Origin of the sequence: Microbacterium sp. Se63.02b, assembly GCF_014171575.1 — a bacterium.
GTDB lineage: Bacteria > Actinomycetota > Actinomycetes > Actinomycetales > Microbacteriaceae > Microbacterium.
Map to the genome: position 1 here is coordinate 1,969,697 of NZ_CP050453.1, position 26,407 is coordinate 1,996,103.

General features: G+C 67.7%; 25 protein-coding genes, 1 tRNA gene and 5 pseudogenes. 22 read left to right on the top strand and 9 right to left on the bottom strand.

All coding sequences use genetic code 11. The features are described from left to right. Positions 1 to 16: 16 nt before the first annotated feature. The gene (gene pepN, locus G4G29_RS09690; RefSeq protein ID WP_183152653.1) at positions 17 to 2,569 is read right to left on the bottom strand and encodes an aminopeptidase N; all 2,553 of its coding nucleotides are present in this window, start codon (positions 2,567 to 2,569) and stop codon (positions 17 to 19) included. 169 nt (positions 2,570 to 2,738) lie between these two features. Here pepN and G4G29_RS09695 point away from each other — a divergent pair, with 169 nt between their 5' ends. The 8 genes and pseudogenes from G4G29_RS09695 (at position 2,739) to G4G29_RS23980 (ending at position 9,203) form a co-directional block, all read left to right on the top strand. After that, positions 2,739 to 3,926: a ferrochelatase gene (locus G4G29_RS09695; RefSeq protein ID WP_183152654.1), complete on the top strand. Its 1,188-nt coding sequence runs from the start codon at positions 2,739 to 2,741 to the stop codon at positions 3,924 to 3,926. A 38-nt stretch (positions 3,927 to 3,964) separates the two neighbouring features. Further along, positions 3,965 to 4,450: a ribose-5-phosphate isomerase gene (locus G4G29_RS09700; protein WP_183152655.1), complete on the top strand. Its 486-nt coding sequence runs from the start codon at positions 3,965 to 3,967 to the stop codon at positions 4,448 to 4,450. 1 nt (position 4,451) lies between these two features. Next, on the top strand, positions 4,452 to 5,450 hold the full coding sequence (locus tag G4G29_RS09705) for an Fpg/Nei family DNA glycosylase (protein ID WP_183152656.1): 999 nt from the start codon (positions 4,452 to 4,454) through the stop codon (positions 5,448 to 5,450). Between the two features lie 96 nt (positions 5,451 to 5,546). Beyond that, complete coding sequence (locus G4G29_RS09710; RefSeq protein ID WP_183152657.1) at positions 5,547 to 7,031, top strand: sodium:alanine symporter family protein; 1,485 nt, start codon at positions 5,547 to 5,549, stop codon at positions 7,029 to 7,031. 40 nt (positions 7,032 to 7,071) lie between these two features. Further along, on the top strand, positions 7,072 to 7,713 hold the full coding sequence (locus G4G29_RS09715; protein ID WP_183152658.1) for an FMN-binding negative transcriptional regulator: 642 nt from the start codon (positions 7,072 to 7,074) through the stop codon (positions 7,711 to 7,713). Further along, positions 7,710 to 7,943: a hypothetical protein gene (locus G4G29_RS23970; protein ID WP_345941175.1), complete on the top strand. Its 234-nt coding sequence runs from the start codon at positions 7,710 to 7,712 to the stop codon at positions 7,941 to 7,943. The genes G4G29_RS09715 and G4G29_RS23970 overlap by 4 nt, the downstream gene beginning before the upstream one ends. Positions 7,944 to 8,332: 389 nt before the next feature. Further along, positions 8,333 to 8,863: pseudogene (locus tag G4G29_RS23975) on the top strand (amidohydrolase family protein); the annotation flags it as partial. 82 nt (positions 8,864 to 8,945) lie between these two features. After that, complete coding sequence (locus G4G29_RS23980) at positions 8,946 to 9,203, top strand: hypothetical protein (RefSeq protein ID WP_345941176.1); 258 nt, start codon at positions 8,946 to 8,948, stop codon at positions 9,201 to 9,203. A 64-nt stretch (positions 9,204 to 9,267) separates the two neighbouring features. Here G4G29_RS23980 and G4G29_RS09725 read toward each other — a convergent pair whose 3' ends face one another. After that, positions 9,268 to 9,753, bottom strand: a complete 486-nt coding sequence (locus tag G4G29_RS09725; RefSeq protein WP_183152659.1) for a DNA starvation/stationary phase protection protein — start codon at positions 9,751 to 9,753, stop codon at positions 9,268 to 9,270. Positions 9,754 to 9,883: 130 nt separating this feature from the next. Between G4G29_RS09725 and G4G29_RS09730 the strand changes: the two genes are divergently transcribed. Further along, the gene (locus tag G4G29_RS09730; protein ID WP_183152660.1) at positions 9,884 to 10,420 is read left to right on the top strand and encodes a gamma carbonic anhydrase family protein; all 537 of its coding nucleotides are present in this window, start codon (positions 9,884 to 9,886) and stop codon (positions 10,418 to 10,420) included. 30 nt (positions 10,421 to 10,450) lie between these two features. After that, positions 10,451 to 10,524 (top strand) — tRNA-Ile (locus tag G4G29_RS09735). A 37-nt stretch (positions 10,525 to 10,561) separates the two neighbouring features. Here the strand turns inward: G4G29_RS09735 and G4G29_RS21845 are convergent. Both G4G29_RS21845 and G4G29_RS21850 read right to left on the bottom strand, forming a co-directional pair. Continuing rightward, entirely contained in the window at positions 10,562 to 10,999 is a 438-nt protein-coding gene (locus G4G29_RS21845) for a hypothetical protein (protein ID WP_244632675.1), read from the bottom strand. 24 nt (positions 11,000 to 11,023) lie between these two features. Next, positions 11,024 to 11,236 (bottom strand): annotated as a pseudogene (locus tag G4G29_RS21850) (GntR family transcriptional regulator); the annotation flags it as partial. A 304-nt stretch (positions 11,237 to 11,540) separates the two neighbouring features. On the opposite strand from G4G29_RS21850, the gene G4G29_RS09745 reads away from it, so the two are divergent. Then, complete coding sequence (locus tag G4G29_RS09745; protein WP_183152662.1) at positions 11,541 to 11,801, top strand: DUF6458 family protein; 261 nt, start codon at positions 11,541 to 11,543, stop codon at positions 11,799 to 11,801. Positions 11,802 to 11,840: 39 nt separating this feature from the next. Here G4G29_RS09745 and G4G29_RS09750 read toward each other — a convergent pair whose 3' ends face one another. After that, entirely contained in the window at positions 11,841 to 12,158 is a 318-nt protein-coding gene (locus G4G29_RS09750; protein ID WP_183152663.1) for a hypothetical protein, read from the bottom strand. A 175-nt stretch (positions 12,159 to 12,333) separates the two neighbouring features. Beyond that, positions 12,334 to 13,248, bottom strand: coding sequence for an AraC family transcriptional regulator (locus G4G29_RS09755; protein ID WP_183152664.1), 915 nt, complete (start codon positions 13,246 to 13,248; stop codon positions 12,334 to 12,336). Positions 13,249 to 13,416: 168 nt separating this feature from the next. Between G4G29_RS09755 and G4G29_RS09760 the strand changes: the two genes are divergently transcribed. Further along, positions 13,417 to 14,316 carry an alpha/beta hydrolase gene (locus G4G29_RS09760; RefSeq protein ID WP_183152665.1) on the top strand — a complete coding sequence of 300 codons (900 nt, stop codon included), beginning with the start codon at positions 13,417 to 13,419 and terminating at the stop codon, positions 14,314 to 14,316. Here G4G29_RS09760 and G4G29_RS09765 read toward each other — a convergent pair. Further along, positions 14,288 to 14,761 carry an Lrp/AsnC family transcriptional regulator gene (locus G4G29_RS09765; protein ID WP_028501915.1) on the bottom strand — a complete coding sequence of 158 codons (474 nt, stop codon included), beginning with the start codon at positions 14,759 to 14,761 and terminating at the stop codon, positions 14,288 to 14,290. The two genes, G4G29_RS09760 and G4G29_RS09765, sit on opposite strands and share 29 nt — an antisense overlap. A 168-nt stretch (positions 14,762 to 14,929) precedes the next feature. Here G4G29_RS09765 and pdhA point away from each other — a divergent pair, with 168 nt between their 5' ends. The 3 genes and pseudogenes from pdhA (at position 14,930) to G4G29_RS09780 (ending at position 18,438) form a co-directional block, all read left to right on the top strand. After that, on the top strand, positions 14,930 to 16,045 hold the full coding sequence (gene pdhA, locus G4G29_RS09770) for a pyruvate dehydrogenase (acetyl-transferring) E1 component subunit alpha (protein ID WP_183152666.1): 1,116 nt from the start codon (positions 14,930 to 14,932) through the stop codon (positions 16,043 to 16,045). 2 nt (positions 16,046 to 16,047) lie between these two features. Continuing rightward, positions 16,048 to 17,057: pseudogene (locus G4G29_RS09775) on the top strand (alpha-ketoacid dehydrogenase subunit beta). Continuing rightward, a pseudogene (locus tag G4G29_RS09780) lies at positions 17,054 to 18,438 on the top strand (dihydrolipoamide acetyltransferase family protein). Before G4G29_RS09775 ends, G4G29_RS09780 begins: the two co-directional pseudogenes overlap by 4 nt. Here G4G29_RS09780 and G4G29_RS09785 read toward each other — a convergent pair. Continuing rightward, positions 18,431 to 19,036 (bottom strand): TetR/AcrR family transcriptional regulator, encoded by a 606-nt coding sequence (locus G4G29_RS09785; RefSeq protein WP_183152667.1) that lies wholly within the window; start codon positions 19,034 to 19,036, stop codon positions 18,431 to 18,433. The pseudogene G4G29_RS09780 and the gene G4G29_RS09785 sit on opposite strands and share 8 nt — an antisense overlap. Positions 19,037 to 19,147: 111 nt before the next feature. Between G4G29_RS09785 and G4G29_RS09790 the strand changes: the two genes are divergently transcribed. From G4G29_RS09790 to G4G29_RS09810, 7 genes and pseudogenes are all read left to right on the top strand, one after another. Further along, a complete protein-coding gene (locus tag G4G29_RS09790) occupies positions 19,148 to 20,701 on the top strand; it encodes a carboxyl transferase domain-containing protein (RefSeq protein ID WP_183152668.1) in 1,554 nt (517 codons plus the stop codon). A 5-nt stretch (positions 20,702 to 20,706) separates the two neighbouring features. Continuing rightward, a pseudogene (locus tag G4G29_RS21855) lies at positions 20,707 to 20,992 on the top strand (biotin carboxylase N-terminal domain-containing protein); the annotation flags it as partial. Between the two features lie 66 nt (positions 20,993 to 21,058). After that, on the top strand, positions 21,059 to 22,381 hold the full coding sequence (locus G4G29_RS09795; RefSeq protein WP_244632579.1) for a hypothetical protein: 1,323 nt from the start codon (positions 21,059 to 21,061) through the stop codon (positions 22,379 to 22,381). A 40-nt stretch (positions 22,382 to 22,421) separates the two neighbouring features. After that, on the top strand, positions 22,422 to 22,622 hold the full coding sequence (locus G4G29_RS21860; RefSeq protein ID WP_244632565.1) for an acetyl-CoA carboxylase biotin carboxyl carrier protein subunit: 201 nt from the start codon (positions 22,422 to 22,424) through the stop codon (positions 22,620 to 22,622). A gap of 2 nt (positions 22,623 to 22,624) precedes the next feature. After that, positions 22,625 to 23,773: an acyl-CoA dehydrogenase family protein gene (locus G4G29_RS09800; RefSeq protein ID WP_183152669.1), complete on the top strand. Its 1,149-nt coding sequence runs from the start codon at positions 22,625 to 22,627 to the stop codon at positions 23,771 to 23,773. A gap of 10 nt (positions 23,774 to 23,783) precedes the next feature. Next, on the top strand, positions 23,784 to 24,272 hold the full coding sequence (locus G4G29_RS09805) for a MaoC family dehydratase (protein WP_183152670.1): 489 nt from the start codon (positions 23,784 to 23,786) through the stop codon (positions 24,270 to 24,272). Continuing rightward, entirely contained in the window at positions 24,269 to 25,075 is an 807-nt protein-coding gene (locus G4G29_RS09810) for a CoA ester lyase (protein ID WP_183152671.1), read from the top strand. The genes G4G29_RS09805 and G4G29_RS09810 overlap by 4 nt, the downstream gene beginning before the upstream one ends. A 5-nt stretch (positions 25,076 to 25,080) precedes the next feature. Here the strand turns inward: G4G29_RS09810 and G4G29_RS09815 are convergent, their stop codons facing one another. After that, positions 25,081 to 26,403, bottom strand: coding sequence for an erythromycin esterase family protein (locus G4G29_RS09815; RefSeq protein ID WP_183152672.1), 1,323 nt, complete (start codon positions 26,401 to 26,403; stop codon positions 25,081 to 25,083). Between the last annotated feature and the right edge of the window lie 4 nt (positions 26,404 to 26,407).

Genomic DNA, 26,407 nt, shown 5'->3' on the forward strand with positions numbered 1-26,407 from the left:
CGGATGCCTCGGGCGCTCAGTCCTCGGCGTCGCGCGCCTGGGCAGCGAGGGCCCGCTCGACGTCTGCCAGGTTCTCCAGGACGAGGCGTCGGAGTGCGGGCGGGGCGTCCTGGTTGGCAGCGAGCCAGGAGCGCGTGGCGTCACGGAGGGCGACGTCTGCGAGCGCAGTGGGGAACAGGCCGACGACGAGGTACTGCGCGATCTGGTAGCTGCGCGACTCCCACACGGGCAGGAGCATGTCGAAGTACTTCGGGACGAACTCGCCGAGGACGGACGCGCCCGCCGGGTGCACGAAGCCGAGCGCCGCAGAGCGCACGATCGTGTTCGGTGCGTCGTCGCGCTCGATGAGCGAGTCCCAGGCGGCGTTCTTCGACGCGGAGTCGGGCAGGGCGGCGCGAGCCTGCGCGGCGAACTCGGCGCCCTTGGCGGTGTTGTCGGCGGCCAGAGCATTGTCGATCGTGGCGGCGTCGGTCGCACCGATCGTGGCAAGGCCGACGAGCAGCTGCCAGTTCAGATCGGCGTCGATCTCGAGCCCGGGGAGCGTCTCCTCGCCCGACCGCAGACGCCCGATGATGCCGGCGTGCTCAGGCGTCACAAGGGCGTTCGCGAATGCGGTGACGAACTGCAGCTGGCTGTCGCTGCCGGCTTCGGCCGACTCGGCGAGCGCCCAGAGGCCGTCGGCGATCTTGAGTCGCGCGGCCTCGCGCTGGTGAGGGGCCACATACAGGGTCGCCGCGGTGCGCAGCTGCGCCAGCGTGGTGCGCACCGTGGTGGACTCGGACTCGCTGCCGATGTTCCCGAGGACGAGGTCGATGTACGCGGAGGCGCCGGTCTCGGCGTCGCGCGTCTGGTCCCATGCGGCGCCCCACACCAGGGAACGCGCCAGCGGGTCGTGGATGTCCGCCACGTGGGCGATCGCGGTGGCGAGCGACCTCTCGTCGAGGCGGATCTTCGTGTATGCGAGGTCGTTGTCGTTGAGGAGGACGAGGTCGGGGCGTGCGATCCCGTGCAGTTCGGGGACCTCGGTGCGATCGCCGTCGACGTCCACCTCGAGGTAGTGCGTACGCGTGAGCAAGCCGTCGGCCAAGGTGTAGAAGCCGATGCCGAGGCGATGCGGACGGATCGTGGGGTAGTCGGCGGGGGCGGTCTGCGTGATGGCGAAGCGAGAGATCGCGCCGTCGTTGTCCTCTGCGATGACCGGTTCGAGCGTGTTGACGCCCGCGGTCTCGAGCCATTTCTTCGACCAGGTGCTCAGCTCGCGACCGCTTGTCGCCTCGAGCTCCGCGAGAAGGTCGCTCAGCTCGGTGTTGCCCCAGGAGTGCTTCTGGAAGTACTGCGAGACACCCGCGAAGAACGCCTCGATGCCGACCCAGGCGGCGAGCTGTTTCAGGACGGAACCGCCCTTGGCGTAGGTGATGCCGTCGAAGTTGACCTGCACGTCTTCGAGGTCGTTGATCTCGGCGACGATCGGGTGCGTCGAGGGGAGCTGGTCCTGACGGTAGGCCCAGGTCTTCTCCATGGCGTTGAAGGTCGTCCACGCCTCGGTCCACTCCGTGGCCTCTGCGGTGGCGATGGTCGATGCCCACTCGGCGAACGACTCGTTGAGCCAGAGGTCGTTCCACCACTTCATGGTGACGAGGTCGCCGAACCACATGTGGGCCAGCTCGTGCAGGATCGTGACGACGCGACGCTCCTTGACGGCGTCGGTCACCTTGCTGCGGAAGACATAGGTCTCTGTGAACGTCACCGCGCCGGCGTTCTCCATGGCACCCGCATTGAACTCGGGCACGAAGAGCTGGTCGTACTTCGCGAACGGGTACGGGACGCCGAACTTCGACTCGAAGTAGGCGAAGCCCTCGCGGGTCTTGTCGAAGATGTAGTCGGCGTCGAGGTGCTGCCACAGGCTCTTGCGGCCGTAGACGCCGAGCGGGATCACGCGACCCGAAGCGCTCGTCAACTCCGAGAACGTCGACTCGTACGGTCCTGCGACGAGGGCCGTGATGTACGAGGAGATGCGCGGCGTCGGCTCGAAGCCCCAGGTCGCCGTGACGTCGTCGTCATGCACGATGGGCTCGGGAGTGGGGGAGTTGGAGACGACCTTCCACGCGGCAGGCGCCGTCACCGTGAACTGGAACGTCGCCTTCAGGTCGGGCTGCTCGAAGACCGCGAACACGCGTCGGGAGTCCGGCACCTCGAACTGCGAGTACAGGTAGACCTCACCGTCGACAGGATCGACGAAGCGGTGCAGGCCCTCACCGGTGTTCGTGTAGAGGCAGTCGGCGTCGACCACCAGGACGTTCTCCGCCTGGAGCCCCGTGAGCGCGATGCGCGAGTCGGCGAAGACCTCGTTCGGGTCGAGCTGCTCGCCGTTGAGCGAGATCTCCCGGACGTCGCGGGCGATGAGGTCGATGAAGGTGAAGCTCTCCGGCGTCGCCGTGAAGCGCACGACGCTGCGGGAGCCGAAGATCTCGGCGCCCTTGGTCAGGTCGAGGGCGACTTCGTAGGACTGCGTGTCGATGACGCTGCGGCGCTCCTGCGCTTCGACACGGGTGAGGTTCTCTCCAGGCACAGCTGTACTCCCAGGGGTGAGGGGACGTCACCGCGGCTGGGCGCAGTTGGCGCCGACGGCAACCATGACAGCCTACGCCAGAGCGAAGGATCCGCTCACGTTCCGATTCCGCTACCGGGATGCAGGAGACGCGGACATCGGCTCGCCGTGGAGGTGGGAAGATGAGAGGGTGACTGCGATCGAGCCGAATGTCGTTCCCTTTGCTTCGCCCGCCGCCGCGGACGGCGCACCCTTCGTGCCGACTCCGGTCGACTACGACGCCATCCTGCTGGCGAGCTTCGGCGGGCCCGAGGGGCAGGAAGACGTGATCCCGTTCCTGCGGAACGTCACACGAGGTCGTGGCATCCCGGACGAGCGGCTGGAGGAGGTGGCACATCACTACCGGCACTTCGGCGGCGTGAGTCCGATCAACGGCCAGAACCGGGTGCTGAAGGAAGCGCTCGAGAATGCACTCGTCGAGCGCGGCATCGACCTGCCGGTGTACTGGGGCAACCGCAACTGGGGTCCCTACCTCGAGGATGTCGTCCCCGAGGCTGCGGCGAACGGCCACACGACCTTGCTCGCATTCGCGACCAGCGCGTACAGCTCCTTCTCCAGTTGCCGCCAGTACCGCGAGGACTTCGCACGCGTGCTGACCGAGACGGGCCTCGGAGAGAGCGTGACGATCGACAAGATCCGCCCCTTCTACGACCACCCCGGGTTCGTCGAGGCCTTCGAGGCCGGCGTGCGCGAGTCCGTGCAGGGTTATCTCGATCAGGGCATCGCGGCGATCGAGATCCAGGTCCTCTTCTCCACGCACAGCATCCCCACTGCCGACGCCGAGCGCTCGGGCGCCCGCGACATCGACTGGGGAGGGGAGGGCGGCGCCTACGCCGCGCAGCACCTCGCCGTCGCGGCATGGACCATGGACCAGGTGCGCGCCGCTCTTCCCGCAGCAGCGGATGTGCCGTGGGAGCTGGTCTACCAGTCGCGTTCCGGCCCCCCTTCGCAGCCGTGGCTGGAGCCGGATGTGTGCGACGTCATCGGGGAACTGCCCGCCCGCGGCCGCAAGGCCGTCATCGTGGTTCCGGTGGGATTCATGAGCGACCACATGGAGGTTCTCTGGGATCTCGACACGGAGGCGGCCGAGGCCGCGGAAGAGGCGGACCTCGCGTTCACCCGCACACCGACGCCGGGTGTGCGACCGGCATTCGTCTCGGGCATCGTCGATCTGATCGAAGAGCGCCTTCGGGGCCGTCCGAACGAGGAGCGAGCGCACGTCACGTCGTTGCCCGGGGGATTCGACGTCTGCCGTCCGGGGTGCTGCGAGAACGTCCGCGTCGGGTTCAAGCCCGCCGCAGCCGGCGTCGCGCCCTGAGGCGCAGCCGGTGATCCGCGACTTCTAGGATGGGAGCCATGCGCATCCACATCGCCACCGATCATGCCGGTCTCGACTTCTCGACGAAGCTGCAGGACCATCTGCGCGGGGCAGGACACGACGTCGTCGACCACGGCCCGATCGAGTACGACGCGGTGGACGACTACCCGGCGTTCTGCATCCGCGCCGCGCAGGCAGTGGTCGCCGACCAGAGCGCAGGAGTGGAGGCGCTGGGCGTCGTCTTCGGCGGTTCCGGCAACGGCGAGCAGATCGCGGCGAACAAGGTCGAAGGTATCAGGGCCGCGCTCGTCTGGAACCTCTCGACCGCCGAGCTCGCACGTGAGCACAATGATGCGAACGTGATCTCGATCGGTGCGCGCCAGCACACCTACGAGGACGTGACCGCCTTCATCGATCGATTCATCGCGACGCCGTTCTCGGGCGACGAGCGCCACATCCGCCGCATCGGCCAGATCGCGGACTTCGAGCGCGACGGCTCCCTGCTTCCGGACCCGCGGGCCTGACATGCCCGAGGGTCACTCCGTACACCGGATCGCGCGGCAGTTCGATCGCAACTTCGTCGGCAAGACCCTGAGTGCGTCGAGTCCGCAAGGCCGCTTCGCTGAAGGGGCGGCTCTTCTCGACGGACGGGCCGCTGTGAGTGTGCAGGCCGTCGGAAAGCAGATGTTCCTCGAGACGGAGGGCGACCTCTGGCTGCGAGTGCACCTCGGGCTCTACGGCGCGTGGGACTTCGCGGGAGAGATCCTCGTCGACCCGACGATCGCCTCGGCCAACGGCCGCATGGGGCAGACGAATCAACGCGGCACCGTGCTCGACGAGCCGATCCTCGATGACGCAGGAGAGAACTCACTCGCGTCGATCGGCGCCCCCCGGCGCACCCGCGTGCACGTGCGGATGTCCGAGCAGACGAAGGGCTTGGCTGACGAAGGTGCGGAATGGCCGCCGCCGGTCGTCGGACAGGTCCGTCTTCGCCTGATGACCGACATCACCGCCGCCGACCTCCGGGGTCCGACCGCGTGCGTCCTCCAGACGCCGGACGAGATGCTGGCCACGATCGCGAAGCTCGGACCGGACCCGCTGGTGGGCGACCCGGTCGAGAACGAGGAGAGATTCGTCCGAGCTGTGCGCAAGAAGTCGACGGTGATCGCGCTGCTGCTGATGGATCAATCCGTCGTGAGCGGCATCGGCAACGTGTACCGCGCCGAGATGCTGTATCGGCAGCGCCTGAACCCGCACACCCCTGGCCGGGACGTCCCGGAGGATGTCGTGCGCGCGCTTTGGCACGACTGGGTGCGGCTGCTCGCCGTGGGTGTCGAGACCGGGCAGATGATGACCATGGACGGGTTGACCGGCGAGGACTATCGGGCGGCGATGGCGAACCGTGACGACCGGCACTGGGTGTATCACCGCGCCGGTCTGCCGTGTCGTGTATGCGGCACCGAGATCGCTCTCGAGGAGATCGGGGCACGCAAGCTGTACTGGTGCCCGCGCTGCCAGGCCTGACGCCGGTTCATCGGACACGCGCGACGATCGGCGCGTCATATTCCGGTCCCTGTGAATATGGTGACAGCGTTTGCGCCCCCACAGACAGGAGCCGATATGGATCTCACTGCCCTCCAGACCATCCTCGAGAACGTCAGCGGGTTCATCTGGGGCCCGTTCTTCCTCATCCCGCTGCTTCTCGGCACGGGGCTCTACCTCACGATCCGACTCGGGGGACTGCAGTTCGTGCGTCTCGGCTCGGCGCTGCGTCTCGGACTCCTCACACGCAAGGATCCGGGCGCAGATGGCGACATCTCCCAGTTCCAAGCGCTCACCACGGCGCTTGCTGCCACCGTGGGCACCGGGAACATCGTCGGTGTCGCGACGGCGATCGGCATCGGCGGTCCCGGCGCACTCTTCTGGATGTGGATCACCGGACTCCTGGGAATGGCGTCGAAGTACTCGGAGGCCTTCCTCGGGGTGCGGTTCCGCAAGACAGATGACGCGGGCGAGAAGTCCGGCGGCCCCCAGTACTACCTCGAGCGTGGGATCCGCGGACCGTTCGGCAAGGTCTTGGCGCTCTCCTTCGCCGTGTTCGCGGTGATCGCCTGTTTCGGCATCGGGAACATGACGCAGGGGAATTCGATCGCCCAGAATCTCGAGGCGAGCTTCGATGTGCCGACCTGGGTGACGGGCATCGTCCTCACCGCCTTCGCGATGGTGGTGCTGGTCGGTGGGATCAAGTCCATCGGCCGCGTCACAGCCGGTCTCGTGCCGATCATGATCATCTTCTACGTGCTCGGGGCGCTCTACATCCTGATCGCGAACGTCGGTGCACTTCCCGCTGCCTTCGCGCAGATCTTCTCGGAGGCGTTCACCGGGACGAGCGCGGTCGGCGGATTCGCCGGCTCGGCCATCATCGTCGCCGTGCAGTTCGGCGTCGCCCGAGGCATCTTCTCCAACGAGTCGGGAATGGGGTCCGCTGCGATCGCTGCTGCCGCAGCGAAGACGAGCCATCCGGTCCGGCAGGGACTGGTGTCGATGACGCAGACGTTCATCGACACCATCATCGTGGTCACCTGCACGGGTCTCGTCATCATCTCGACCGGCACCTGGAAGGAGATCGATCCGGAGACGGGGGAGCAGCTCAGCCCGGCCCTGATGACCGGCGCTGCGTTCTCCCACGGGCTTCCGGGCGACTGGGGGCACATCATCGTGACGGTGGGGCTGGTGATGTTCGCGGGGTCGACCATCCTGGGATGGTCGTATTACGGTGAGCGGAACATCGAGCGCCTCATCGGACGACGCGCCGTGATGCCTTTCCGGATCCTGTTCTCCCTCGTGGTCTTCATCGGCTGCACCGTGCAGCTCGGCGTGGTCTGGGCATTCTCGGACGCGATGAACGGGCTGATGGCTCTTCCCAACCTGATCGGCCTGCTGGTCCTCTCCGGACTCGTCGCCAGGGAGACGAAGAAGTACCTGGACAACGACCCGAAGCTGCGGGCGGATCGCGATCAGATCGAGTCGTTCATGGCGGGCACGCCAGGGTGGGAGGAGTGGAAGACGCAGGCGGTACCGGTAGTCCCACGCCGCCGGGGCTGAGACGCGGGGCCAGTCCGCATCTCGGCTCTAGGCTGTTCGTATGCGACAGAACCCCAGCTTCACGCTGGCCGATGTGACCGAGATGCGCCGAGTGGTCGAGGGGAATCCCTGGGCGACCATCACGAGCGCGGGCGATGACGGTCTGGTCGCGTCGCACTACGTGGTGCTCCTGGACGAGTCGCGCGACGACCTGACGGTCGTCGGCCATGTCGGGCGCCCGGATGACCTCATCCATGGCCTGGGAGAACGCGAGCTGCTCGTCGTCTTCCAGGGGCCACACGGTTACGTGTCGCCTGGTTGGTACGGCGACGTGCCTGCGGTGCCGACGTGGAACTACACCGCCGTGCACCTGAGCGGAGTGCCCGAGATCTTGACCGAGGAGGAGAACCTCGCCGTGCTCGACCAGCTGGTGGCCCGATTCGAATCGCGGATGCCGGATCCACGGATGATGTGGGAGCGGCCGAATGACACCGCGTTCGTCCAGCGACTCGCCGCCGGGACCGTGGGCTTCCGGCTGACCCCGACACGAGTCGTCGCCAAGCGGAAGCTCAGCCAGAACAAATCCGCGGAGACGATCGAGACCGTGATCGCCGCGCTCTCCGCGCCGGGTCCGTACGCGAATGCGGATCTGGCGGCGGAGATGCGCCGTGCACAGGACGCGCGGCGGGGCGTGCAGCAGTGATCGACCGCGGAGCGCTCATCGGCACCGTCCGCGCTGTCAGGATCGCCGGGCCGGGGCGTGAGTTCCTGATCGATGACGAGCCGGTCGACGTGCACATCGTCGACGGTCGCATCGCCGACATCGCGCCGACCGGAGCTCTCGCTGCCCACGGCGAGGTGCTCGAAGCCGACGGGCGTGGGTTGTCCCGGGGCTCTGGGACAACCATGTCCACACGGTGCAGTGGGCGCTGACATCGGAGCGCGCACCCTCGGGCATGTCGAATCCGCGGCGGAGGCCGCGCGCGATGATGCGGGGTCGATCCGCTCCCGGACGGACGTCGCGTTGGCACCGGATTCCGAGACGCCATGTGGGCGGACCGACCCTCGCTCGCCCTGCTGGATGCGGCCACGGGATTGGTCCCGACCTATCTCATCAATGCCGACGTGCACAGCGTCTGGCTCAACAGCGCAGCGCTCGCGCGTGAGGGTTTCCGCGGTGACGACGGGATCCTGCGCGAAACCGAGGCGTTCGAGATCTCGCGTCGCCTGAACGCTGTCGACGCTGCTCATGGCGACCGGGCGATGGCTCGCGCCGGCGAGCAGGTGCTGCACGGGGCGTCACCGGCCTCGTCGATTTCGACATGGCGTGGAGCGCTGAGGCGTGGCCGCGGCGAATCGAGGGCGGCTTCGCATCCCATCGGGTCGAATTCGCCGTGTACCCGTTCGACCTCGATCGGGCCATCGCCGCGGAGCTGCGCACCGGCGAGGTGCGGGAGTCACCCGACACGCCGGAGGCCGGACACGGGCTCGTGCACGTCGGACCCTTGAAGGTCATCACAGACGGTTCACTCGGCACGCGGACCGCGGCGTGCTCTCATGCCTATCCCGGTGATCCGGAGAACTTCGGCATGTTGACCGTGCCCTCCGACGAACTCGTGGCGTTGTTGACCCGCGCGACCGGGGCGGGTCTGTCCGTCGCTGTGCACGCGATCGGCGATCGGGCAGTGACATCGGCACTCGACGCTTTCACGAGCACCGGTGCGGTCGGTTCGATCGAGCACGTGCAGCTCGTTCGGCACACCGATCTCGCGCGGTTCGCACGTCTGGGCATCGTCGCCAGCGTCCAGCCGCAGCACGCCGTCGACGACCGCGACCTCGTGGACCGTCATTGGCGTGAGCAGACGGCGATCGGCTACCCGCTCGCCTCGTTGCGGGATGCCGGTGCGGAGCTTCGCTTCGGGATCGGACGCCCCGGTGTCCGAGCTCGATCCGTGGCACGCGATCTCGGCAGCCGTGTCGCGGACGGACGACGATCGCGCTCCGTGGCATCCGGAGGAGCGCATCACCGTCGACGAGGCGCTCGCGGCGAGCGTACGGACAGCCCTCCGCCCCGGTGCACCGGCAGACCTGGCGCTGTGCGGTGTGGACCCCCGCACCGCGAACGGCGCGGAGCTCCGGACCATGCCGGTGAGAGCGACTCTGCTGGGAGGGCGAGTCACCCACTCGAGCTAGCGGTCGCCGACAGGCGAAGGGCCGGTTCTCCTCGACGGAGAACCGGCCCTTCTTATGAAGCTGTTCAGGCGGCGATGTGCGACACCAGGAACCAGCGGTCCTTCTCGAGGCCACGCTGGATCTCGATCGCGACGTCCTGGCTGGTCAGGTCCACCTCGTCCAGGCCTTCGACGGCCGCCTTGACATCGGTCAGGATCGCGTCGATGTCGGCGATGACGGCGCGGATCAGCTCGTCGGACTGCGTGAAGCCCGCGGGCACGGTGGTCGCGCCGGACTTCTCGGCGACGGCACTCACACGCGCGTCGATCGGCAGGCCGAGCGCGACGATCCGCTCTGCCGCGGTGTCGGCGAAATCCCCGGCGTGGGCGACGATCGTGTCGAGAAGCTCGTGGACCCCGACGAAATTGGCGCCGCGCACGTGCCAGTGCGCCTGCTTGCCGTTGATGGTCAACGCCTGCAGGCCGAGGACGACAGGGGAGAGGAACTGGGCCGCCCCTGCAGCCACGGTCGGGTCGATGGCGGTGGTGGAAACGGTCTGTGCCTTGCTCATCTTGTGCTCCTCCGGAACGAATTCTCGTATCTGATGAAGACAACGCTACTCAGCCTGAGACATTCCGCAAGCAAGCTGAGGCTCGGCTCACTTCCGCGTGATTCCGCGGAAGTGAGGGTAGTCTCGCCTCATGAGCATCGCCTCCGGAGCCTCGGTCCTCGCCTTGCCGAACCGCGTGCCGTCCATCGACGACACGGCGTTCGTCGCCGACGGTGCACGCATCGTCGGCGACGTGTTGTTGGGGGCCGACAGCAGCGTCTGGTACAACGCGGTGCTCAGGGGAGACTCCGCGGGGATCGTCATCGGTCCCGGCGCGAACGTCCAGGACAACGTCTCGGTGCATGTGGATTCCGGGCACCCCGTCATGGTCGGCGCGAACGTGTCGATCGGACACAATGCGGTGGTGCACGGGTGCACGATCGGCGAAGGCTCTCTCATCGGCATGGGAGCGGTTGTCCTCAGCGGAGCCGTGATCGGTGCCGGCTGCCTGATCGCCGCAGGCGCGGTGGTGCTCGGCGGCTCCGAGATCCCCGCCGGCTCGCTGGTCGCCGGTGTGCCGGCGAAGGTCCGCCGCGCCCTCAGCGACGACGAACGTGCGGGACTGATCGGGAACGCCGATGCCTATCTCGGACACGTCGGGACTCACGACGCTGCGACACGGCTCTGACCACCCCTGGCGCTAGGCTTGAGCGCGTACGGGGCGGTGGCCAAGCTGGTTAAGGCAGTGGGCTCATAACCCAACGATCGCGGGTTCAAGTCCCGCCCGCCCTACTTCGCAGCCCGCGCATTTCCGCTCGAACGGCACAACTCACTCCGTAGAGGGAGAGAGGGAGGCCCGGGCGATCGCGGCCGGGAGCAGATCGTCGAACAGCGTGACGAGGCAGGCGCGGACGGCGACAGCATCCCTGTCGTTAAGAGAGCGACGCAGTTCGGAGGCGAAGCTCTCGACCGAAGTCCAATCGATGGCGCTTCGCGCGTGCTGACCGAAACGTCGGATCTGGGGGCTGAGCAGATCGATGACCGTGACGCGTGCACTGTTGCCTTCGATCCGAGCGAACCCCGTCGCGATCGTGCGCAGTGCGCTCCCGAACGTCTCGACGTTCGCGGCCCCGGCGGAGACGGCGAGGTCGTCAGACAGGTCGATCAGGTAGGCGATGTCGTCATCTTCGACGAGTGGCATCACATGACGCACGGAGCCGATCCAGATGTCGCCGAAGAGATCGACCGCATTCCGGACACGGTCCACCTCGATCGGAGCAACCCGCGTGTACCGGTTGCGTTGCATCTGCACCAACCCGATGTCGGCAAGCCGATCCAGCGCGTGACGTATCGGAGTCTTCGACGTTCCCAAGCGCTCAGCGAGTTCGTAATCCCTCAGGAGCTGCCCCGGGACGAGCTCTCCGCTGACGATCGCGTTCTGTAGTCGAGCGTAGACCTCATCGCTGATGGACCGTCGCTCCAGTGGTCCGCCGGAAAGCAACATCGCCACCACCCCGTTTCTGGGTTCGTCCTGGTGAGAACGGTACCGGAACTTCGTGAGCCCGTGGGGTCACTCTCTCGAGGGCCCGGTGGTCGGAGCCGAAGCGATTGCTGACGTGCATGCCGCACACGAGTTCCAGGGCGTCAGGTCTCGTCTCAGCCGATGCCGCGGCGGCCGGTCCCGCACGCTGCCTGAGCTCACGGGCGCATTCCCCCTGCCCGGCGCCGCCTGTCAAGCCCCTCGCGGGCGGATCGGAGTCGCGCCATCCTCCGATGAGGCGGCACCGTGTCGCGGAACGGGAGGAATCATGAGCATCGGCAGTGGAATCGCACTCTTCGTGATCGGAGCGATCCTGGTCTTCGCGGTCAACGTGGACGTGCCCTGGGTGAACCTCGACATGGTCGGTTACATCCTGATGGGGGCGGGAGTCGTGATCTTCCTCATCGGGATCGTGCTCCTTGCACGTCGTCGTCGGACCGAGACGGTCTCACGGACGTATGTCGACCCCGCGACCGGGGAGCCGACCACACGTCGCTCGGTCAGCTCCAGTGGTGACGAGACCGTGTGAATTCAGCTGACGGCCTGCACGCGCGACGCCTGCAGGCCGTCAGTCCGCTGCGCCCGCTTCGAGGTGCTCCTCGACCAGAGTGATGCCTCCGGTGGAGCTCGCCGAGTGGGCGAGTTCTTCGATCCACCTTCTGCTCAGTTCGGGGGACTCCGGCTCCTGGAACACGAATCGCAGAGGAATCGAGGGGTGCAGCCACAAGGTGGAGCGTCCGGGAGTCTCGCCGTCGGGGTGCCGCCACGAGAGGGTGAAGCTCTCGTTGCGACGAAGCTTGGTCGCGATCACGACCTTGAGGTGTGCGAGTGCGCGGTCCTCGATCTGGATGGGCGTCTGAGCGTCGCCGTAGTAGAGGCTCCCCATCAGCGAGCGCGCGATTCTGCGGCGAAGAAGGCGTCGACCATGGTGCTCCTCGATGAAGTGCTCGAAGGACCGAGAAGGCGGTCCGGGATACTCGAACTCTAGCCAAAGAAGTCTCAGGAGCCTGCCGTCGAGCAACGACTCGCCGTCGGACGCGAACAGAGGTCTTCGCGCGCTGTCACGATGCGCGCAGCGTGGGTGGCGCGCCGAAGGCCTCTCGGTACGCGGAAGTGAAGCGTGACGAGTTGCTGAAGCCCCATCGTCGTGCCACCTCGGCGACGCTGCGGCCGTTGCCGGCGCGGAGGTCTCGGTGCGCTCCGTCCAGCCGCGCACGACGCAGGGCGTCGGCCGGCGTGATGTCGAGGGCGCGACGGAACGCATACTGCAGGCCGCGCGTCGAGATGAATGATGCCGCGGCGACGTCGTCGATCGTGATGGCGCGATGCGCGTTCTCGTCGATGTAGGACAGGGCACGGCGCACGGACGCTGGTGCGCCCGAGCGCTGCGCCGGCCGCTGGAGCGCGTGGGTGAACGTGGTGGGAAACCCCGTGAGCATCATCATCATGGCGTGCCGCTCGAGTTCCGCGACCACGAGCGGGTTCGCGGAGACCGTTCCTGCGGCATCGACGAGATACGAGAAGGCGGCCTCCCAGCGGCGCGCATCGTCCGCCGAGTGCGGCGCAAGCCCGTTCACCCGCAGTTCCGCCTTGTCGTCGCCCGTCAGCTGACGGGCCCTGATCTCGGCGGCGCGACGATCGATGACGAACGCGCGCACGTCAGCGGTGCGCTCCCATTTGGCCTCGACCCGCGTCCCGTCGGAGATCCACGGGACACGCGGATCCAAGTTCTGGCGCGAGGACCAGACGTGTGCGTCCGCCGCGTCGACGCGGCACACGAGCAGCTGGTCATGCGGTTCGGCGAGGCATTGCACCTGGGCGGCGAGGCGATAGTTCACCAGTGCCACGTTGTCGAGTTCCTCGGACCTCCAGTCGAATCGGAAGCGGCGAGGGTCTGCGTTCTGCAGCGATGCCGACGGAACGAACTGCTGCCATGTGGACTCCACCTGGTCGACGTCGGTGGACGTGAACTGCATGCGCTGCTCCTTGTGTTCTCGCATCGACACCATCTCTTCGCGAGGCTACCTCACCACGTCCGAATCGCGGGTGCGCGTGGCAGCACTCCACGGATGGCGGCTGGAACCCACGCTACGGTCGCCCTCGGACATTCCGACACGGCGCACGGCGGCTCGTAGACTGGCAGCATGACCGTGCCTTCCCCCTACGAGGACCGTCTTCGTCGACTCCCTGTGCAGCGCCGAGAGATCGAGCTGCGAGGCGCGACGACGGCGTACTGGGTGTACGGACCAGAGGATGCAGAGACGACGGTGATCGCGTCGCACGGCTTCCGCGGTGAGCACCACGGGCTCGAACCCGTCCTGGCCTACCTTCCCGAAGTCCGTGTGATCGCCGCCGACCTTCCCGGTTTCGGAGAGTCGGATCCGCTGCCTGGTCGGCGGCACGACCTCGACGAGTACGCCGGTTGGCTCACCGACTTCGCGACGGCTGTGGCGCCGGGCGCCGTCATCCTCGGACACTCCTTCGGGTCGATCGTCACCGCTGCTGCCGTCGCGGGAGGCCTGCAGACGCCTCGACTCATCCTGTTGAATCCGATCGGAGCTCCCGCTCTCGAAGGCCCCAAGGGGCTCATGACGCGCCTCGCCGTGCTCTATTACGCGCTCGGCGCCCGCCTTCCGGAGAGGCTCGGAACGGCTCTGCTCCGCAACCGCCTCATCGTCCGGGTGATGAGCGTGACGATGGCCAAGACGAAGGATCCCGAGCTTCGTCGTTTCATCCACGACCAGCACGACACGTACTTCTCCCGGTTCTCCGATCGGGACGTGCTTCGCGATGCCTTCGTCGCGAGCGTGTCCAACGACGTACGGAAGTTCGCGCCGGACATCCACGTGCCGACGCTGCTCGTGGCCGCTGAGCGCGACGACATCACTCCCATCGAGGCGGAACGCACCCTGGCGGCGTTGTTCCCTGACTCGCGCTTGGTCGAGATCGCCCACGTCGGGCATCTCATCCACTACGAGACGCCTGCCGAAGCGGCGGGCGCGATCCGGCAGTTCCTCAGGATTCCCGTCGCGCGAGGCCGATGAGGCCGGCGACCCGGAACGGGATGACCTCGCCCATCGCGAGGGAGGTCTCCGTACGCTCGACTCCCTCGATCGAGAGGATGCGGGCGTCCGTGTCGAAGAGGTGGCGTGCATCGCGACAGGCCACTCGAGCGAGCAGATCGATGGAACCGCTGAGCCCGTGCGCCTGCACGACCTCGGGGATGCGGGCGAGTTCATTGATGATGCGGGGCAACTCGGTCTGACGGACACCGATGCTCACGAACGCCTGAAGGGGGAAGCCGAGGACGTCGGGGGAGAACGACCGCTCGTAGGAGAGGAAGATCCCGCTCTGCTCGAGTCGGGCCATCCGCGCCTGGATCGTGTTCCGCGACAGTCCCAGGTTCTCGGCGAGCGCGACGATGGTGGTCCTCGGATCGTCCGCCAGCGCGGCGAGAAGCTCGAGATCGATGCGGTCCAGTCCTGGCATAGTGCCAAACCTTAGCAGCATGCCATCGCCACAAATTGAGCAACATGCTCAAGGCCTCTGAGAATGCTTGAGCGAGGTGTTGAGCGGACGTACTCTCAGAGCATGCCGGTGATGACGCCGGCACCACCGCGCGGAGCCTCACGAGGGCCGCCGAGGAGGAGGACGACGATGTCACCGCAGATCACCCCCATCGCAGACACCGCCCAGGACCTGGAGCTGTCCGAGCGCATGCTCGCTCCGGATGGCAGCCGCATCTCCAACCCTCGGCTCGACCCTTTCGTGGCCGACGTGGATGCCGCCCAGCTGCGCTCCCTGCTGCGCGACATGGTGATCCTCCGTCGCATCGACGCCGAGGGCGTCGCGCTCCAGCGCCAGGGACAGCTCGGCCTCTGGGCGCCCTGCCAGGGCCAGGAGGCCACGCAGATCGGCACCGCCCGCGCGATCGCGCAGCGCGATTACGTCTTCCCCAGCTACCGCGAGACCGGAGTGATCTACGCGCGCGGTGCCGAGCCGGGCGACTACGTCCGCATGTGGCGCGGTGAGGAGGGTGCGGCCTACGACCCGGCCGCGCTGGGCGTCGCGCCGTTGCAGATCATCATCGGGGCGCAGACGCTCCATGCGGTGGGCTACGCGCTCGGCATCCAGCACGATGGTGCCGACGAGGTCGCGGTGACCTACTTCGGTGACGGAGCGACGAGTCAGGGCGACGTCAACGAAGCGATGATCTTCGCCGCCTCGTACCAGGCTCCCGTGGTCTTCGTGTGTCAGAACAACCACTGGGCGATCTCCGAGCCGGTGACCGTGCAGTCGCAGTACCCGATCGCCGGACGCGCACCGGGCTTCGGCATCCCCAGTGTCAGGGTCGACGGCAACGACGTCCTCGCCTGCATGGCCGCGATGCGCTGGGCACTGGAGCACGCGCGATCGGGGAAGGGACCCGCGTACATCGAGGCCGTCACCTATCGCATGGGGCCCCACACGACGGCGGATGACCCGACGCGCTACCGTGACGAGGCCGAGCTCGACTCCTGGCGTCGACGCGACCCGATCGTGCGCCTGGAAGCGCACCTGCGCGCAACCGGCGAACTCACGGAAGAGCATCTCGCAGAGACGCAGTCCGCCGCGGACGCCGTGGCGAAGGAGATGCGCGCCGCATGTCTCGGGATGGTCACGCGCCCGCCGCTCGCTGTGTTCGACGGGGTCTACGCGGAGTCCCACACCGGTCTCGAGCGCCAGCGTGGCGAGTACGCCGCGTACCTCGCGAGCTTCGAGAGCGAGGCCTGATCATGACCGAGATGACGCTCGGGAAGGCACTCGGTGCGGGGCTTCGCCAGGCGATGCGCGACGATGACAGGGTCGTCCTGCTCGGCGAGGACATCGGCAAGCTCGGCGGGGTGTTCCGCATCACCGACGGGCTCCTCGACGAGTTCGGTGCAGCGCGCGTGATCGACACGCCCCTCGCCGAGTCCGGGATCGTCGGCACCGCGGTGGGCCTCGCGTTCCGCGGCTACCGTCCCGTGGTCGAGATCCAGTTCGACGGGTTCGTGTATCCGGCTTTCGATCAGATCGTCGCCCAGGTCGCGAAGCTGCACTACCGTACGCAGGGACGCGTGAAGATGCCGATCACCATCCGGATCCCGTGGGCGGGCGGCATCGGGGCCGCCGAGCACCACTCGGAATCGCCCGAGGCCTACTTCGTGCACACCGCAGGTCTGCGTGTGATCGCGGTCTCGAACCCGGAGGATGCGTATCGCAGCCTGCGGCAGGCGATCGCATCAGACGATCCGGTGATCTTCTTCGAGCCGAAGAGGCTCTACCACCACAAGGGCGATGTCGACCTGGACGCCCCTCTTGCGGATGCGCCACCGATGGGGCTGGCGCGGGTGGTCCGCAACGGCACCGACGCCACACTCATCACCTACGGCGCGATGGTAGCCACCGCGCTGCAGGCTGCCGAGGCCGCGGAGGACGAGGGGTGTCCCTGGAGGTGATCGATCTCCGATCGCTCTCGCCCGTCGACTACGACTCGGTCGCCGCGTCGGTGCGCAAGACCGGGCGTGTCGTGGTCGCTCACGAGGCATCCCGTGAGGCGGGCGTCGCTGCGGAGGTGATCGCGAGCATCACCGAGCGCTGCTTCGAGTATCTCGAGTCCGCTCCACTGCGGGTCACGGGTCACGACATCCCGTACCCGCCGGCAAAGCTCGAGAAGTATCACCTTCCTGACCTGGACCGACTGCTCGACGCGGTCGATCGCGTGCTGGACCGGCCGAACAGCCTGACGGGAGCGGGAGCATGATCGCGGAGTTCCGTCTTCCCGACCTCGGGGAGGGGCTGACCGAGGCCGAGGTCGTGAGCTGGTTGGTTTCCCCCGGCGATTCCGTCGCCCTCAACCAGACCCTCGCGGAAGTCGAGACGGCCAAGGCCATCGTTGAACTGCCTTCGCCCTATGAAGGGACGGTCTCGACGCTGCACGCTGAAGCCGGCCAGACCGTCGCCGTCGGCGCTCCGCTGATCGCGTTCGAGGTGGTCGGCGAGGAGGGGGAAGGTCCTTCGCCCGTGTCGGTCGGTGGAGAGAAGGCACAGCCGAACCTCGTGGGATACGGTGCCGCGCCTTCGACCGCGGGGAAGCCCGCTCGGCGCGCGCGTCGAATCCGGGGGCACCAGGCCGGAGGGGATACCGCGGTTCTCGAAGCGGCACCGCACGACGCCGTGTCGTCTGCCGCCGCCGACGTCGTGATGGAGCGCCCCCGGTCCACCCGCCGGTGCGTGCGCACGCGAAGCGGCTCGGCATCGACCTGGTGCTCGTCGCTGCCGAGGTGGGCGACCGGCTCATCACGCGCGGTGATGTGGACGCGTATGCGGAACGCGTCGGAAGCGGAGGTGTCGTGGCGCGTCCGACGCTCGAATCGGCCACTCCGGGGAGGACTGCCGGGTCGAGCTCGGTGCCGTCGAGCCCTGCCGCGCTCGTCGAAGGAGAACGGGAGACACGCATCCCGATCCGAGGTGTCCGCAAGCACACGGCGGCGGCGATGGTGCAGAGCGCTTTCACCGCTCCGCACGTCACGGTCTTCCACACCGTCGATGTGACGGCGACGATGGACCTGCTGGCGAACCTGCGCGAGGACCGTGCACTCGCGGAGCACCGGATCGGTCCGCTCGCAGTGGTGGCGAAGGCCGTGTGTCTCGCCCTCGGCCGGACCCCGGGTCTCAACTCGCGCTGGGATGAGGCGGCGAGTGAGATCGTCCAGCACAACTACGTGGACCTCGGCATCGCGGCGGCCACCGAGCGCGGGCTCATCGTGCCGATGATCCGAGACGCGGACCGGTTGAGCCTCGTCGGTCTGGCGGACGCCGTGAGGTCGCTGGCGGAGGTCGCGCGTTCCGGCAGGACCTCGCCGGCGGAGCTCGCGGGCGGGACGTTCTCGATCTCCAACATCGGCGTGTTCGGGGTCGACGCCGGTACTCCCATCCTCCCGCCGGGGCAGTCCGGCATCCTCGCCGTCGGGGCCGTGCGCCGGCAGCCCTGGGAGCACCGCGGCGAGATCGCCCTGCGGCAGCTGATGACCCTGAGCCTCTCGTTCGATCACCGGCTGGTCGACGGGGCGGAAGGCGCACGGTTCCTGAAGGACGTCGCTGATGTCCTGGAGGAACCCGGTCGCGCGATGCTCCTCAGATAGTCGCCCGCAACGCCGCATCCGCCATCGCGGTCAACACGGCCGCGGTGGCGGCGCGCCGTCTCGATGCAGAGCGAGTGCTGTGCGGCGTCGAGTTGATCAACCCGAAGCAGGCCTGGACGCGCAGACGCAGCTCTTCCTGATCCAGGCTCTCGGGCATCGGATGCAGGGGCGCCAGCGTGTCCATCCAGAGGTCGATGTAGGTGCGCTGCAGTCGGCGAACCTCCGCGCGATCCGTGTCGGAGAGGAAGGCGACGTCGCGGTCCTGCACCTGGATGACCTCGGCGTTCCCCAGGGCGAACTCGACGTGGAAGCCGATCAGCGCGCGCATCCGCTCCTCGGGGGCGTCGGCGGCCGCCGCGACGCGACGACCTCCGCTGACCAGGTCTTCACTGACTTTGATGAGCACGGCGCCGAGCAGCGCCTGCTTTCCCGCGAAGTGACGGTATACGGCGGGTCCGGAGACGCCCACCGCGGTGCCGATGTCTTCCAGGCTCACCCCGCTGTATCCACGCGCGGCGAAGAGCCGCGCGGCGGCGTGCAGGATCGCATCGGACCGTTCGGCTTTGGCGCGGTCTCGGGCGGTGACCGGGCTTGTCATCTCAGTTAATCCTCGCTAACCTGAATCAACGGGTTAGTGAACACTAACCGAGAATGCCTGTACCGCGCCAGGGCTTCGCCCGCGCGAACGTGAGTCAAGGAGGACGTCACGATGGCCGCAACTCAGGAGACTCTCGCGAAGGAACTGCGAGAGCGCCTCGCGACGGCTGCACTCGGGGGGCCGGAGCCTTCTCGCGAACGCCATGTCGCGCGGGGGAAGCTGCTCCCACGAGACAGGGTCGCCAGGGTTCTCGACGAGGGGAGCCCGTTCCTCGAGGTGGCGCCTCTCGCCGCCGACGGACTCTACGGGGGAGAGGCTCCCGGGGCGGGAGTCATCGCCGGCATCGGCCTGGTCCACGGACGACACGTCATGGTCGTCTGCAACGACGCGACGGTGAAGGGCGGCACGTATTACCCGCTCACGGTGAAGAAGCACCTGCGCGCGCAGGAGATCGCTCTGGAGAACCGGCTGCCGTGTCTGTACCTCGTCGACTCGGGCGGTGCGTTCCTGCCCAAGCAGGACGAGGTGTTCCCGGACCGGGAGCACTTCGGACGCATCTTCTTCAATCAGGCGCGGATGTCGGCCGAGGGCATCCCGCAGCTCGCAGCCGTGCTCGGGTCGTGCACCGCCGGCGGGGCCTACGTTCCCGCGATGAGCGACGAGACTGTGATCGTCCGCGGTCAGGGGACGATCTTCCTCGGCGGACCGCCGCTCGTGAAAGCCGCGATCGGTGAGATCGTGACCGCGGAAGAGCTCGGCGGGGGAGAACGGCACGCGCGGCGGAGCGGGGTCGTCGACCACCTGGCGGAGGACGATGAGCACGCGCTCGAGATCCTCCGCGACATCGTCGCCACCCTGCCTCCTCCCGCGTCTCCCGCCTGGGAAGTGCTGAGCAGCCGTGCACCGTCCGACCTCTCGTCCCTGTACGACGCGGTGCCGGTCGACGTGAACGCCGCGTACGACGTGCACGAGGTCATCTCACGCCTTGTCGACGCTGACTCGTTCCTCGAGTTCAAGCCCGAGTACGGCACGACCCTGGTCACCGGCTTCGCACGTCTGCACGGGCATCCCCTCGGCATCGTCGCGAACAACGGAGTCCTGTTCAGCGAGTCCGCGCTCAAGGGCGCGCACTTCATCGAGCTGTGCGATCAGCGGGGCATCCCTCTGCTGTTCCTGCAGAACATCACGGGATTCATGGTCGGCTCGGAGGCGGAGGCCGGGGGAATCGCGAAGGACGGAGCGAAGATGGTCACCGCCGTCGCCAGCACCAGGGTGCCGAAACTGACCGTCATCATCGGCGGCTCGTTCGGCGCAGGCAACTACTCCATGTGCGGGCGCGCATATTCGCCGCGCTTCTTGTGGACCTGGCCGGCGAGTCGCATATCGGTGATGGGAGGTGCACAGGCCGCTTCCGTGCTCGCAACCGTCAAGGAGGATCAGCTCTCCTCCAGAGGGCAGTCCTGGAGCGCCGAAGCTCGCGCTGAGTTCGAAGCTCCGATCCGCGAGCAGTACGAGAGCCAGGGCGAGCCCTACTACGCGACCGCCCGGCTCTGGGACGACGGGATCGTCGATCCCGCCCAGACCCGTGATCTTCTGGGACTCGCCCTCGACGTCGTCTCCCGCAGCCCTCTTCCCGAACCGCGGTTCGGCCTCTTCCGGATGTGATGGCCATGTCTTCGAGCACCATCTCGTTTCGCACCGTCCTCGTTGCCAATCGTGGGGAGATCGCGCGCCGGGTCATCAGGACCTTGCGGGCGCTCGGTATCCGCAGCGTCGCGGTGTACAGCGACGCGGACGCGCGCGCCCCATGTCCGCGAAGCCGACACCGCGGTGCGGATCGGTCCGGCGCCGGCCGCCGAGTCCTACCTCGACATCGATGCGGTGATCGCTGCGGCACGCTCCACAGGGGCGGACGCCATCCATCCCGGGTACGGCTTCCTCTCAGAGAGCGTCGGACTCGCGCAGGCGTGCGCCGAGAGCGGGATCGTGTTCATCGGACCGTCCGTGGAGGCCCTTCAGGTGATGGGCGACAAGGCGCGTGCGAGAGATCACGTGCTCCGGTACGGCGTCCCGGTCGTACCGGGGTTCGACGCCAAGGGACTGTCCGACACCGAGATCGCGGAGGAGGCGGACGGCGTCGGCTATCCGCTCCTGGTCAAGCCGAGCGCCGGCGGAGGCGGTAAAGGTATGGAGGTGGTCGCGGATGCGTCCGGTCTCGCCGGAGCCCTCGCGTCGGCCCGTCGCATCGCCGCTGCTGCCTTCGGAGACGACTCGCTCATCCTCGAACGCCTGATCAGACGACCGCGACACATCGAAGTCCAGGTCTTCGGAGACGTGGAGGGCACGGTGATCGCCCTCGGGGAGCGCGAATGCACGCTGCAGCGGCGTCACCAGAAGGTCATCGAGGAGGCGCCGTCGGCGGGAATTCCCGCGCAGACGCGGGAACGGCTGCTGTCGTCGGCCGTGCTCGCCGCGGAGAGCGTCCGCTATGTCGGTGCCGGCACGGTCGAGTTCCTGATCGACGCGGATGCTCCCGAGGAGGTGTTCTTCATCGAGATGAACACACGTCTTCAGGTGGAGCACCCCGTCACCGAAGAGGTCACGGGGCTGGATCTGGTCGCGCTGCAGCTCCGCGTCGCCGATGGGCTTCCCCTGGATGTCGCACCCCGCCTTCGCGGCCACGCGGTCGAGGCGCGGGTATACGCCGAATCTCCGGAGCGCGGATTCCTCCCGTCCACGGGGAGGGTGCTCCTGTTCGATCCGCCGCCCGGAGTCCGCGTCGATGCGGCGATCGAGAGCGGCAGCGAGGTGACCGGGTTCTACGACCCGATGATCGCGAAGATCATCGCCTTCGCGGACGACCGCGCGACGGCGTTGGCACGGCTCGATGAGGCGCTCGCGCGAACGGTCGTACTGGGCGTCGAGACGAACATCGCCTTCCTGCGGACGCTCTGTCAGGATTCCCGGGTCATCCGCGGCGACCTCGATACAGGCCTGATCGAGTCGTTGCTTCCCTGGCGGTTCAGCGGCCGTCGTCCGCACAGCTCGCCGCGGCGCGAGACGCCGCGTCGGCGAGCGCAGAGCCGGCACGCGCCGGTGGGCTGTGGCGGGACCTTCCCGGGTGGCGCCTCGGCGCCGACGCCGCGGCCCGCGCGCCCTTCGCGGCGCTCACCGACGACGACGAGATCGTCGAGCTCGACGACTTCTCGACCACGCGGTCGCTCTCGTCGGTGCACTCCGCTCGTGACGGCGACGGGGCGGTATGGGTCGCCGAGGACGGTCGTACCGTGCGGCTGCGCCCCTGGACAGGAAGCAGCGGATGCGGCTCCGCCTCTCTGCGCGTGACGCGGGATCTGCGACCACGGAACCGGAGGGGCGGGCGCCGATGCCGGGCAGCGTGGTCGCCGTGCACGTGGCGGACGGGGATTCCGTGTCTGCGGGGGAGCCGCTCGTCTCGATCGAGGCGATGAAGATGGAGCACCCGGTGCTCGCCCCGCACGACGGGGTCGTGAGACTGCTGGTCGCGGTGGGCGATCAGGTGCGGCGTGACCAACCGGTCGCCCGCGTGACCACGGAGGAGGATTGACGATGGAAGACCTGTCAGAGGAGCAGCGCGACCTCGCGGCGATGGTGCGCGAGTTCGCGGACACCGTCGTGGTACCGCAGGCGTACGAGGCCGACCGCACCCACACGCTGTCTATGGATGTCGTGTCGCAGATGGGCGACCTCGGGCTGTTCGGTCTGCCGTTCCCAGAGGAGTACGGCGGTCAGGGCGGGGACTACATGGCGCTCGGCATCGCGATCGAGGCACTCGGCCGGGTCGACCAGTCGATCGCGATCACGCTCGAAGCAGGGGTGAGTCTCGGCGCGATGCCGATCTACCGCTTCGGCACCGAAGACCAGCGGCAGGAGCTCCTTCCCGACCTGCTCGCGGGGCGGGCGCTGGCGGGATTCGGACTGACCGAGCCCGAGGCGGGCAGCGACGCGGGCGCGACCAGGACGACCGCGCGGCTCGACGGCGACGAGTGGGTGATCGACGGCTCGAAGCAGTTCATCACGAACTCGGGAACGCCCATCACCCGTTTCGTCACGGTCACCGCCGTGACCGGGAACGACGACGGTCGCAAGGAGATTTCGACCATCATCGTCCCGAACGGCACTCCCGGCTTCACGGTCGAGGCTCCCTACGACAAGGTGGGGTGGAACGCGTCGGACACCCACCCGCTCACCTTCGACGGCGCGCGGGTGCCCGCATCGAATCTGCTGGGCGCGCGCGGGACCGGGTTCCGCAACTTCCTCAGCATCCTCGACGAAGGTCGCATCGCGATCGCTGCGCTGTCGACCGGCGCTGCGGAAGGATGCCTGGAGGCGGCAGTTGAGTACGCGAAGAGCCGGACGATCTTCGGGGCGGCACTCAGCACGAGGCAGAACGCCCAGTTCACGCTGGCGCGCATGCGAGCGCGCGTGCACACCGCCCGACTCGCGTGGCACCATGCCGCGCGCTTGCGGGACGCGGGCCGTTCCTTTGCGGAGGCCGCAGCCATCGCGAAGCTCGTCGGCGGGGAAGCGGCCATGGACAATGCGCGGGATGCGACCCAGATCTTCGGGGGCAACGGTTTCATGAACGAGTTCCCCGTTGCGCGGCACTTCCGTGATTCGAAGATCCTCGAGATCGGCGAAGGCACGACCGAGGTGCAGCTCCTCGTCATCGCGCGTGGGCTCGGACTCGCCGGGTAGCGTGGGCCCCATGACCACGCATGACATCCTTCAGCGGGGGTTGTACTACGAGGAGTTCGTCGTCGACGCCCGGTATCTGCATCGGCCAGGACGCACAGCAACCGAGGCGGACAATGTGCTGTTCACGACGCTCACCATGAACACGCAGGCGCTGCACCTCGATGCGGCGTTCGCAGATGCGCAGGCGCCCTTTCACGCGCGGCTCATGAATTCGATGTGGACGCTGTCCACGATGGTGGGGGCGTCGGTCGCGCAATTGACTCAGGGGACCCTGGTCGCGCAGCTCGGGTTCGGCGAGATCACCTTCCCGCACCCGCTGTTCGCTGGGGACACTTTGTACACCGAAAGCGTCGTGGCGGACAAGCGCCTGTCGTCGTCGCGGCCCGGACAGGGGATCGTGACGATCGCACACACGGGCCGCAATCAGGACGATACGGTCGTCGCAACCGCTGTGCGGTCGGTTCTCGTGCACTGTCTCCCGGAAGGATCGCCCGCATGACGTTCAGCCTCGGACCCGCGCTCCTGTTCTGTCCGGCTGACCGGCCGGAGCGTTTCGGCAAGGCGCTCGAGCGCGCGGACGCGATCATCCTCGATCTCGAAGATGCCGTCCTCCCTGACGCGAAAGCCACCGCCCGGGAGAACATCGTTCGTGCGGATCTCGACCCCGAGCGTGTCATCGTGCGCGTCAACGCTCCGTCCAGCGACGCGTTCGCTGCTGATCTCGATGCGCTCGCGCGCACGGCCTTCCGCACGGTGATGGTCGCGAAGACCGAGAGCGCGCGCTCTCTCTCGGTCTTCGACGAAGGCTACACACTGATCGCGCTGTGCGAGACCGCCCGAGGGGTCCACGCAGCCGACAGCATCGCTGCCCATCCGCTGGTCTCGGCGATGATGTGGGGCGCCGAGGACCTCGTCGCGTCCCTCGGCGGAACCTCGTCGCGAACCACCGACGGCGGCTACCGCGACATCGCGCGTTACGCCAGGTCACGCGTTCTGCTCGAGGCCGGTGCGCACGGGAAGGCGGCGATCGACGCGGTGCACATCGACATCGCGGACGTCGACGGACTTCGGGGGGAGGCCGCGGATGCCGCCGCCTCCGGATTCCACGCCACGGCGTGCATCCATCCCGATCAGGTCGCGGTGATCCGAGCCGCATACCGCCCCGACGCAGAGACGGTCGCCTGGGCGACTGACGTGCTCGAGGCGGCCGGTCACGAGCGCGGCGTCTTCCAATTCCGGGGGCGCATGATCGACGAACCCGTCCTCCGCCACGCACGATCCGTGGTCGCGCGAAGAACCTGACGGCATCAGCTCCAGCGTCCGCGCTCGTCTATCCACGTGTGCCACGGGGAGACACGTTCGACGTGCAGAACCGCATCGAACGATCGCCTGATGTCGGCCGGTTCCAGCTCCGGTCCGTTGTGCGTTCCGTGGACCCGGTCGAGGATTGCCGAAGCCGCGGGGGATGCTCTTCGCAGATCCACGAGGAAGGCACCGAGTCCGGATCCCGCGAGATGCGCGTCGAGGCTCTCCGGACGGAGGGTGCCGAGCTCCTGGAGGAACGGCGTCGAGTGCCCGGGAAGGTCATCGGGCGATGGGCTGTGCAACCAGACCTCCCCCTCGCCGAACGTGGTGCCGATCACGGTGTAGTCGTCGCCCAGACGGGCATGCAGGTGCGTGCCGACCGTAGCCAGGGGCTGCGTCACGAAGGGCGGCGCCAGGTAGGACGTCTTGCGCACGTGTCCGTTCGCGCCGAAAACGAGAATCCGCTTCTCCCTCTCCAGGATCCACTGCACGGTATCGGCCATGGTGAGGTCGCGGATGTTCGCCGCAGGCCAGGTGCGGGTCGCCCCGTCGAGCATGGCGGAAAGGAACGCATCCGCACCCCGTGCGGTCTCCGCCACACGGATCATGTGATCGACGGTGTCTGCCTCGGCGCCGTCGGCGAGGTAGTCGGTGCGGCGCGCTCGTAGCCGCTCGACGAGGGCGGCGATTCCCGCCGTGATGGCGTGACGCCGTGGTGCGTCGAGAGCCAGATAGCTGTGGATCGCGGGGGCGGCGCGCGCGAGCCCTGAACGGTCGGAGGGGAGGAAGTCGTGCGCCGCGATGAGCGTGCGGCGCAGGTGTTCGGCGTACGCGGGATCCATGCCGTCGAGGGCGTCGGCGACGGTGGTGAGCGCCGGCAGGGGAGAGGCGGCCGAATCAGGGATGTCCATGCCGTAGAAGTGCAGCGGAGCGACCGCAGTGGCGTTGTGTTCGCGCATCCAGACGACGAGGTCGAGCGCCTCCTGGCATTTGCCGAAGTGATACGTGATCCCCTCTGTGAGGGCGCGTCGGAGCGACCCCGTCCCGGACGACACCCATCGGTCAACGAGGGCGCCTTCCGGGAACCCGCTCTCGATGACCATCGCTGAGAACCCCGCGTTCTCGACGAGGAATCGGAACAGGCGCCGACGCCATGCCGGAAACTCGTGTGTGCGGTGCATGGATTCGCCGAGGGCGACCACACGGCTGTCGCCGATGATGTCGAGCACCGGCGCCAGAGCGGTGTCGGAGACATCCTCGGGGTCTTCGCCGGCGAGGGGATGAGCGTCGAGTCGAAGCCACTCCGTCAACGCGTCGCCGTTCATGGCA

Excerpts from the sequence above, each read along its gene's own strand:
- G4G29_RS09705 (WP_183152656.1), top strand. The coding sequence starts at position 4,452 with ATGCCCGAGGGTCACTCCGTACACCGGATCGCGCGGCAGTTCGATCGC.
- G4G29_RS09805 (WP_183152670.1), top strand. The coding sequence starts at position 23,784 with ATGACCACGCATGACATCCTTCAGCGGGGGTTGTACTACGAGGAGTTC.
- G4G29_RS09700 (WP_183152655.1), top strand. The coding sequence starts at position 3,965 with ATGCGCATCCACATCGCCACCGATCATGCCGGTCTCGACTTCTCGACG.
- pdhA (WP_183152666.1), top strand. The coding sequence starts at position 14,930 with ATGTCACCGCAGATCACCCCCATCGCAGACACCGCCCAGGACCTGGAG.
- G4G29_RS09745 (WP_183152662.1), top strand. The coding sequence starts at position 11,541 with ATGAGCATCGGCAGTGGAATCGCACTCTTCGTGATCGGAGCGATCCTG.
- G4G29_RS21860 (WP_244632565.1), top strand. The coding sequence starts at position 22,422 with ATGCCGGGCAGCGTGGTCGCCGTGCACGTGGCGGACGGGGATTCCGTG.
- G4G29_RS09785 (WP_183152667.1), bottom strand. The coding sequence starts at position 19,036 with ATGACAAGCCCGGTCACCGCCCGAGACCGCGCCAAAGCCGAACGGTCC.
- G4G29_RS09730 (WP_183152660.1), top strand. The coding sequence starts at position 9,884 with ATGAGCATCGCCTCCGGAGCCTCGGTCCTCGCCTTGCCGAACCGCGTG.
- G4G29_RS09760 (WP_183152665.1), top strand. The coding sequence starts at position 13,417 with ATGACCGTGCCTTCCCCCTACGAGGACCGTCTTCGTCGACTCCCTGTG.
- G4G29_RS09715 (WP_183152658.1), top strand. The coding sequence starts at position 7,072 with ATGCGACAGAACCCCAGCTTCACGCTGGCCGATGTGACCGAGATGCGC.
- G4G29_RS09790 (WP_183152668.1), top strand. The coding sequence starts at position 19,148 with ATGGCCGCAACTCAGGAGACTCTCGCGAAGGAACTGCGAGAGCGCCTC.
- G4G29_RS09755 (WP_183152664.1), bottom strand. The coding sequence starts at position 13,248 with ATGCAGTTCACGTCCACCGACGTCGACCAGGTGGAGTCCACATGGCAG.
- G4G29_RS09795 (WP_244632579.1), top strand. The coding sequence starts at position 21,059 with ATGGGCGACAAGGCGCGTGCGAGAGATCACGTGCTCCGGTACGGCGTC.
- G4G29_RS09815 (WP_183152672.1), bottom strand. The coding sequence starts at position 26,403 with ATGAACGGCGACGCGTTGACGGAGTGGCTTCGACTCGACGCTCATCCC.
- G4G29_RS09765 (WP_028501915.1), bottom strand. The coding sequence starts at position 14,761 with ATGCCAGGACTGGACCGCATCGATCTCGAGCTTCTCGCCGCGCTGGCG.
- G4G29_RS09710 (WP_183152657.1), top strand. The coding sequence starts at position 5,547 with ATGGATCTCACTGCCCTCCAGACCATCCTCGAGAACGTCAGCGGGTTC.
- G4G29_RS09810 (WP_183152671.1), top strand. The coding sequence starts at position 24,269 with ATGACGTTCAGCCTCGGACCCGCGCTCCTGTTCTGTCCGGCTGACCGG.
- G4G29_RS09800 (WP_183152669.1), top strand. The coding sequence starts at position 22,625 with ATGGAAGACCTGTCAGAGGAGCAGCGCGACCTCGCGGCGATGGTGCGC.
- G4G29_RS09725 (WP_183152659.1), bottom strand. The coding sequence starts at position 9,753 with ATGAGCAAGGCACAGACCGTTTCCACCACCGCCATCGACCCGACCGTG.
- G4G29_RS09750 (WP_183152663.1), bottom strand. The coding sequence starts at position 12,158 with ATGGGGAGCCTCTACTACGGCGACGCTCAGACGCCCATCCAGATCGAG.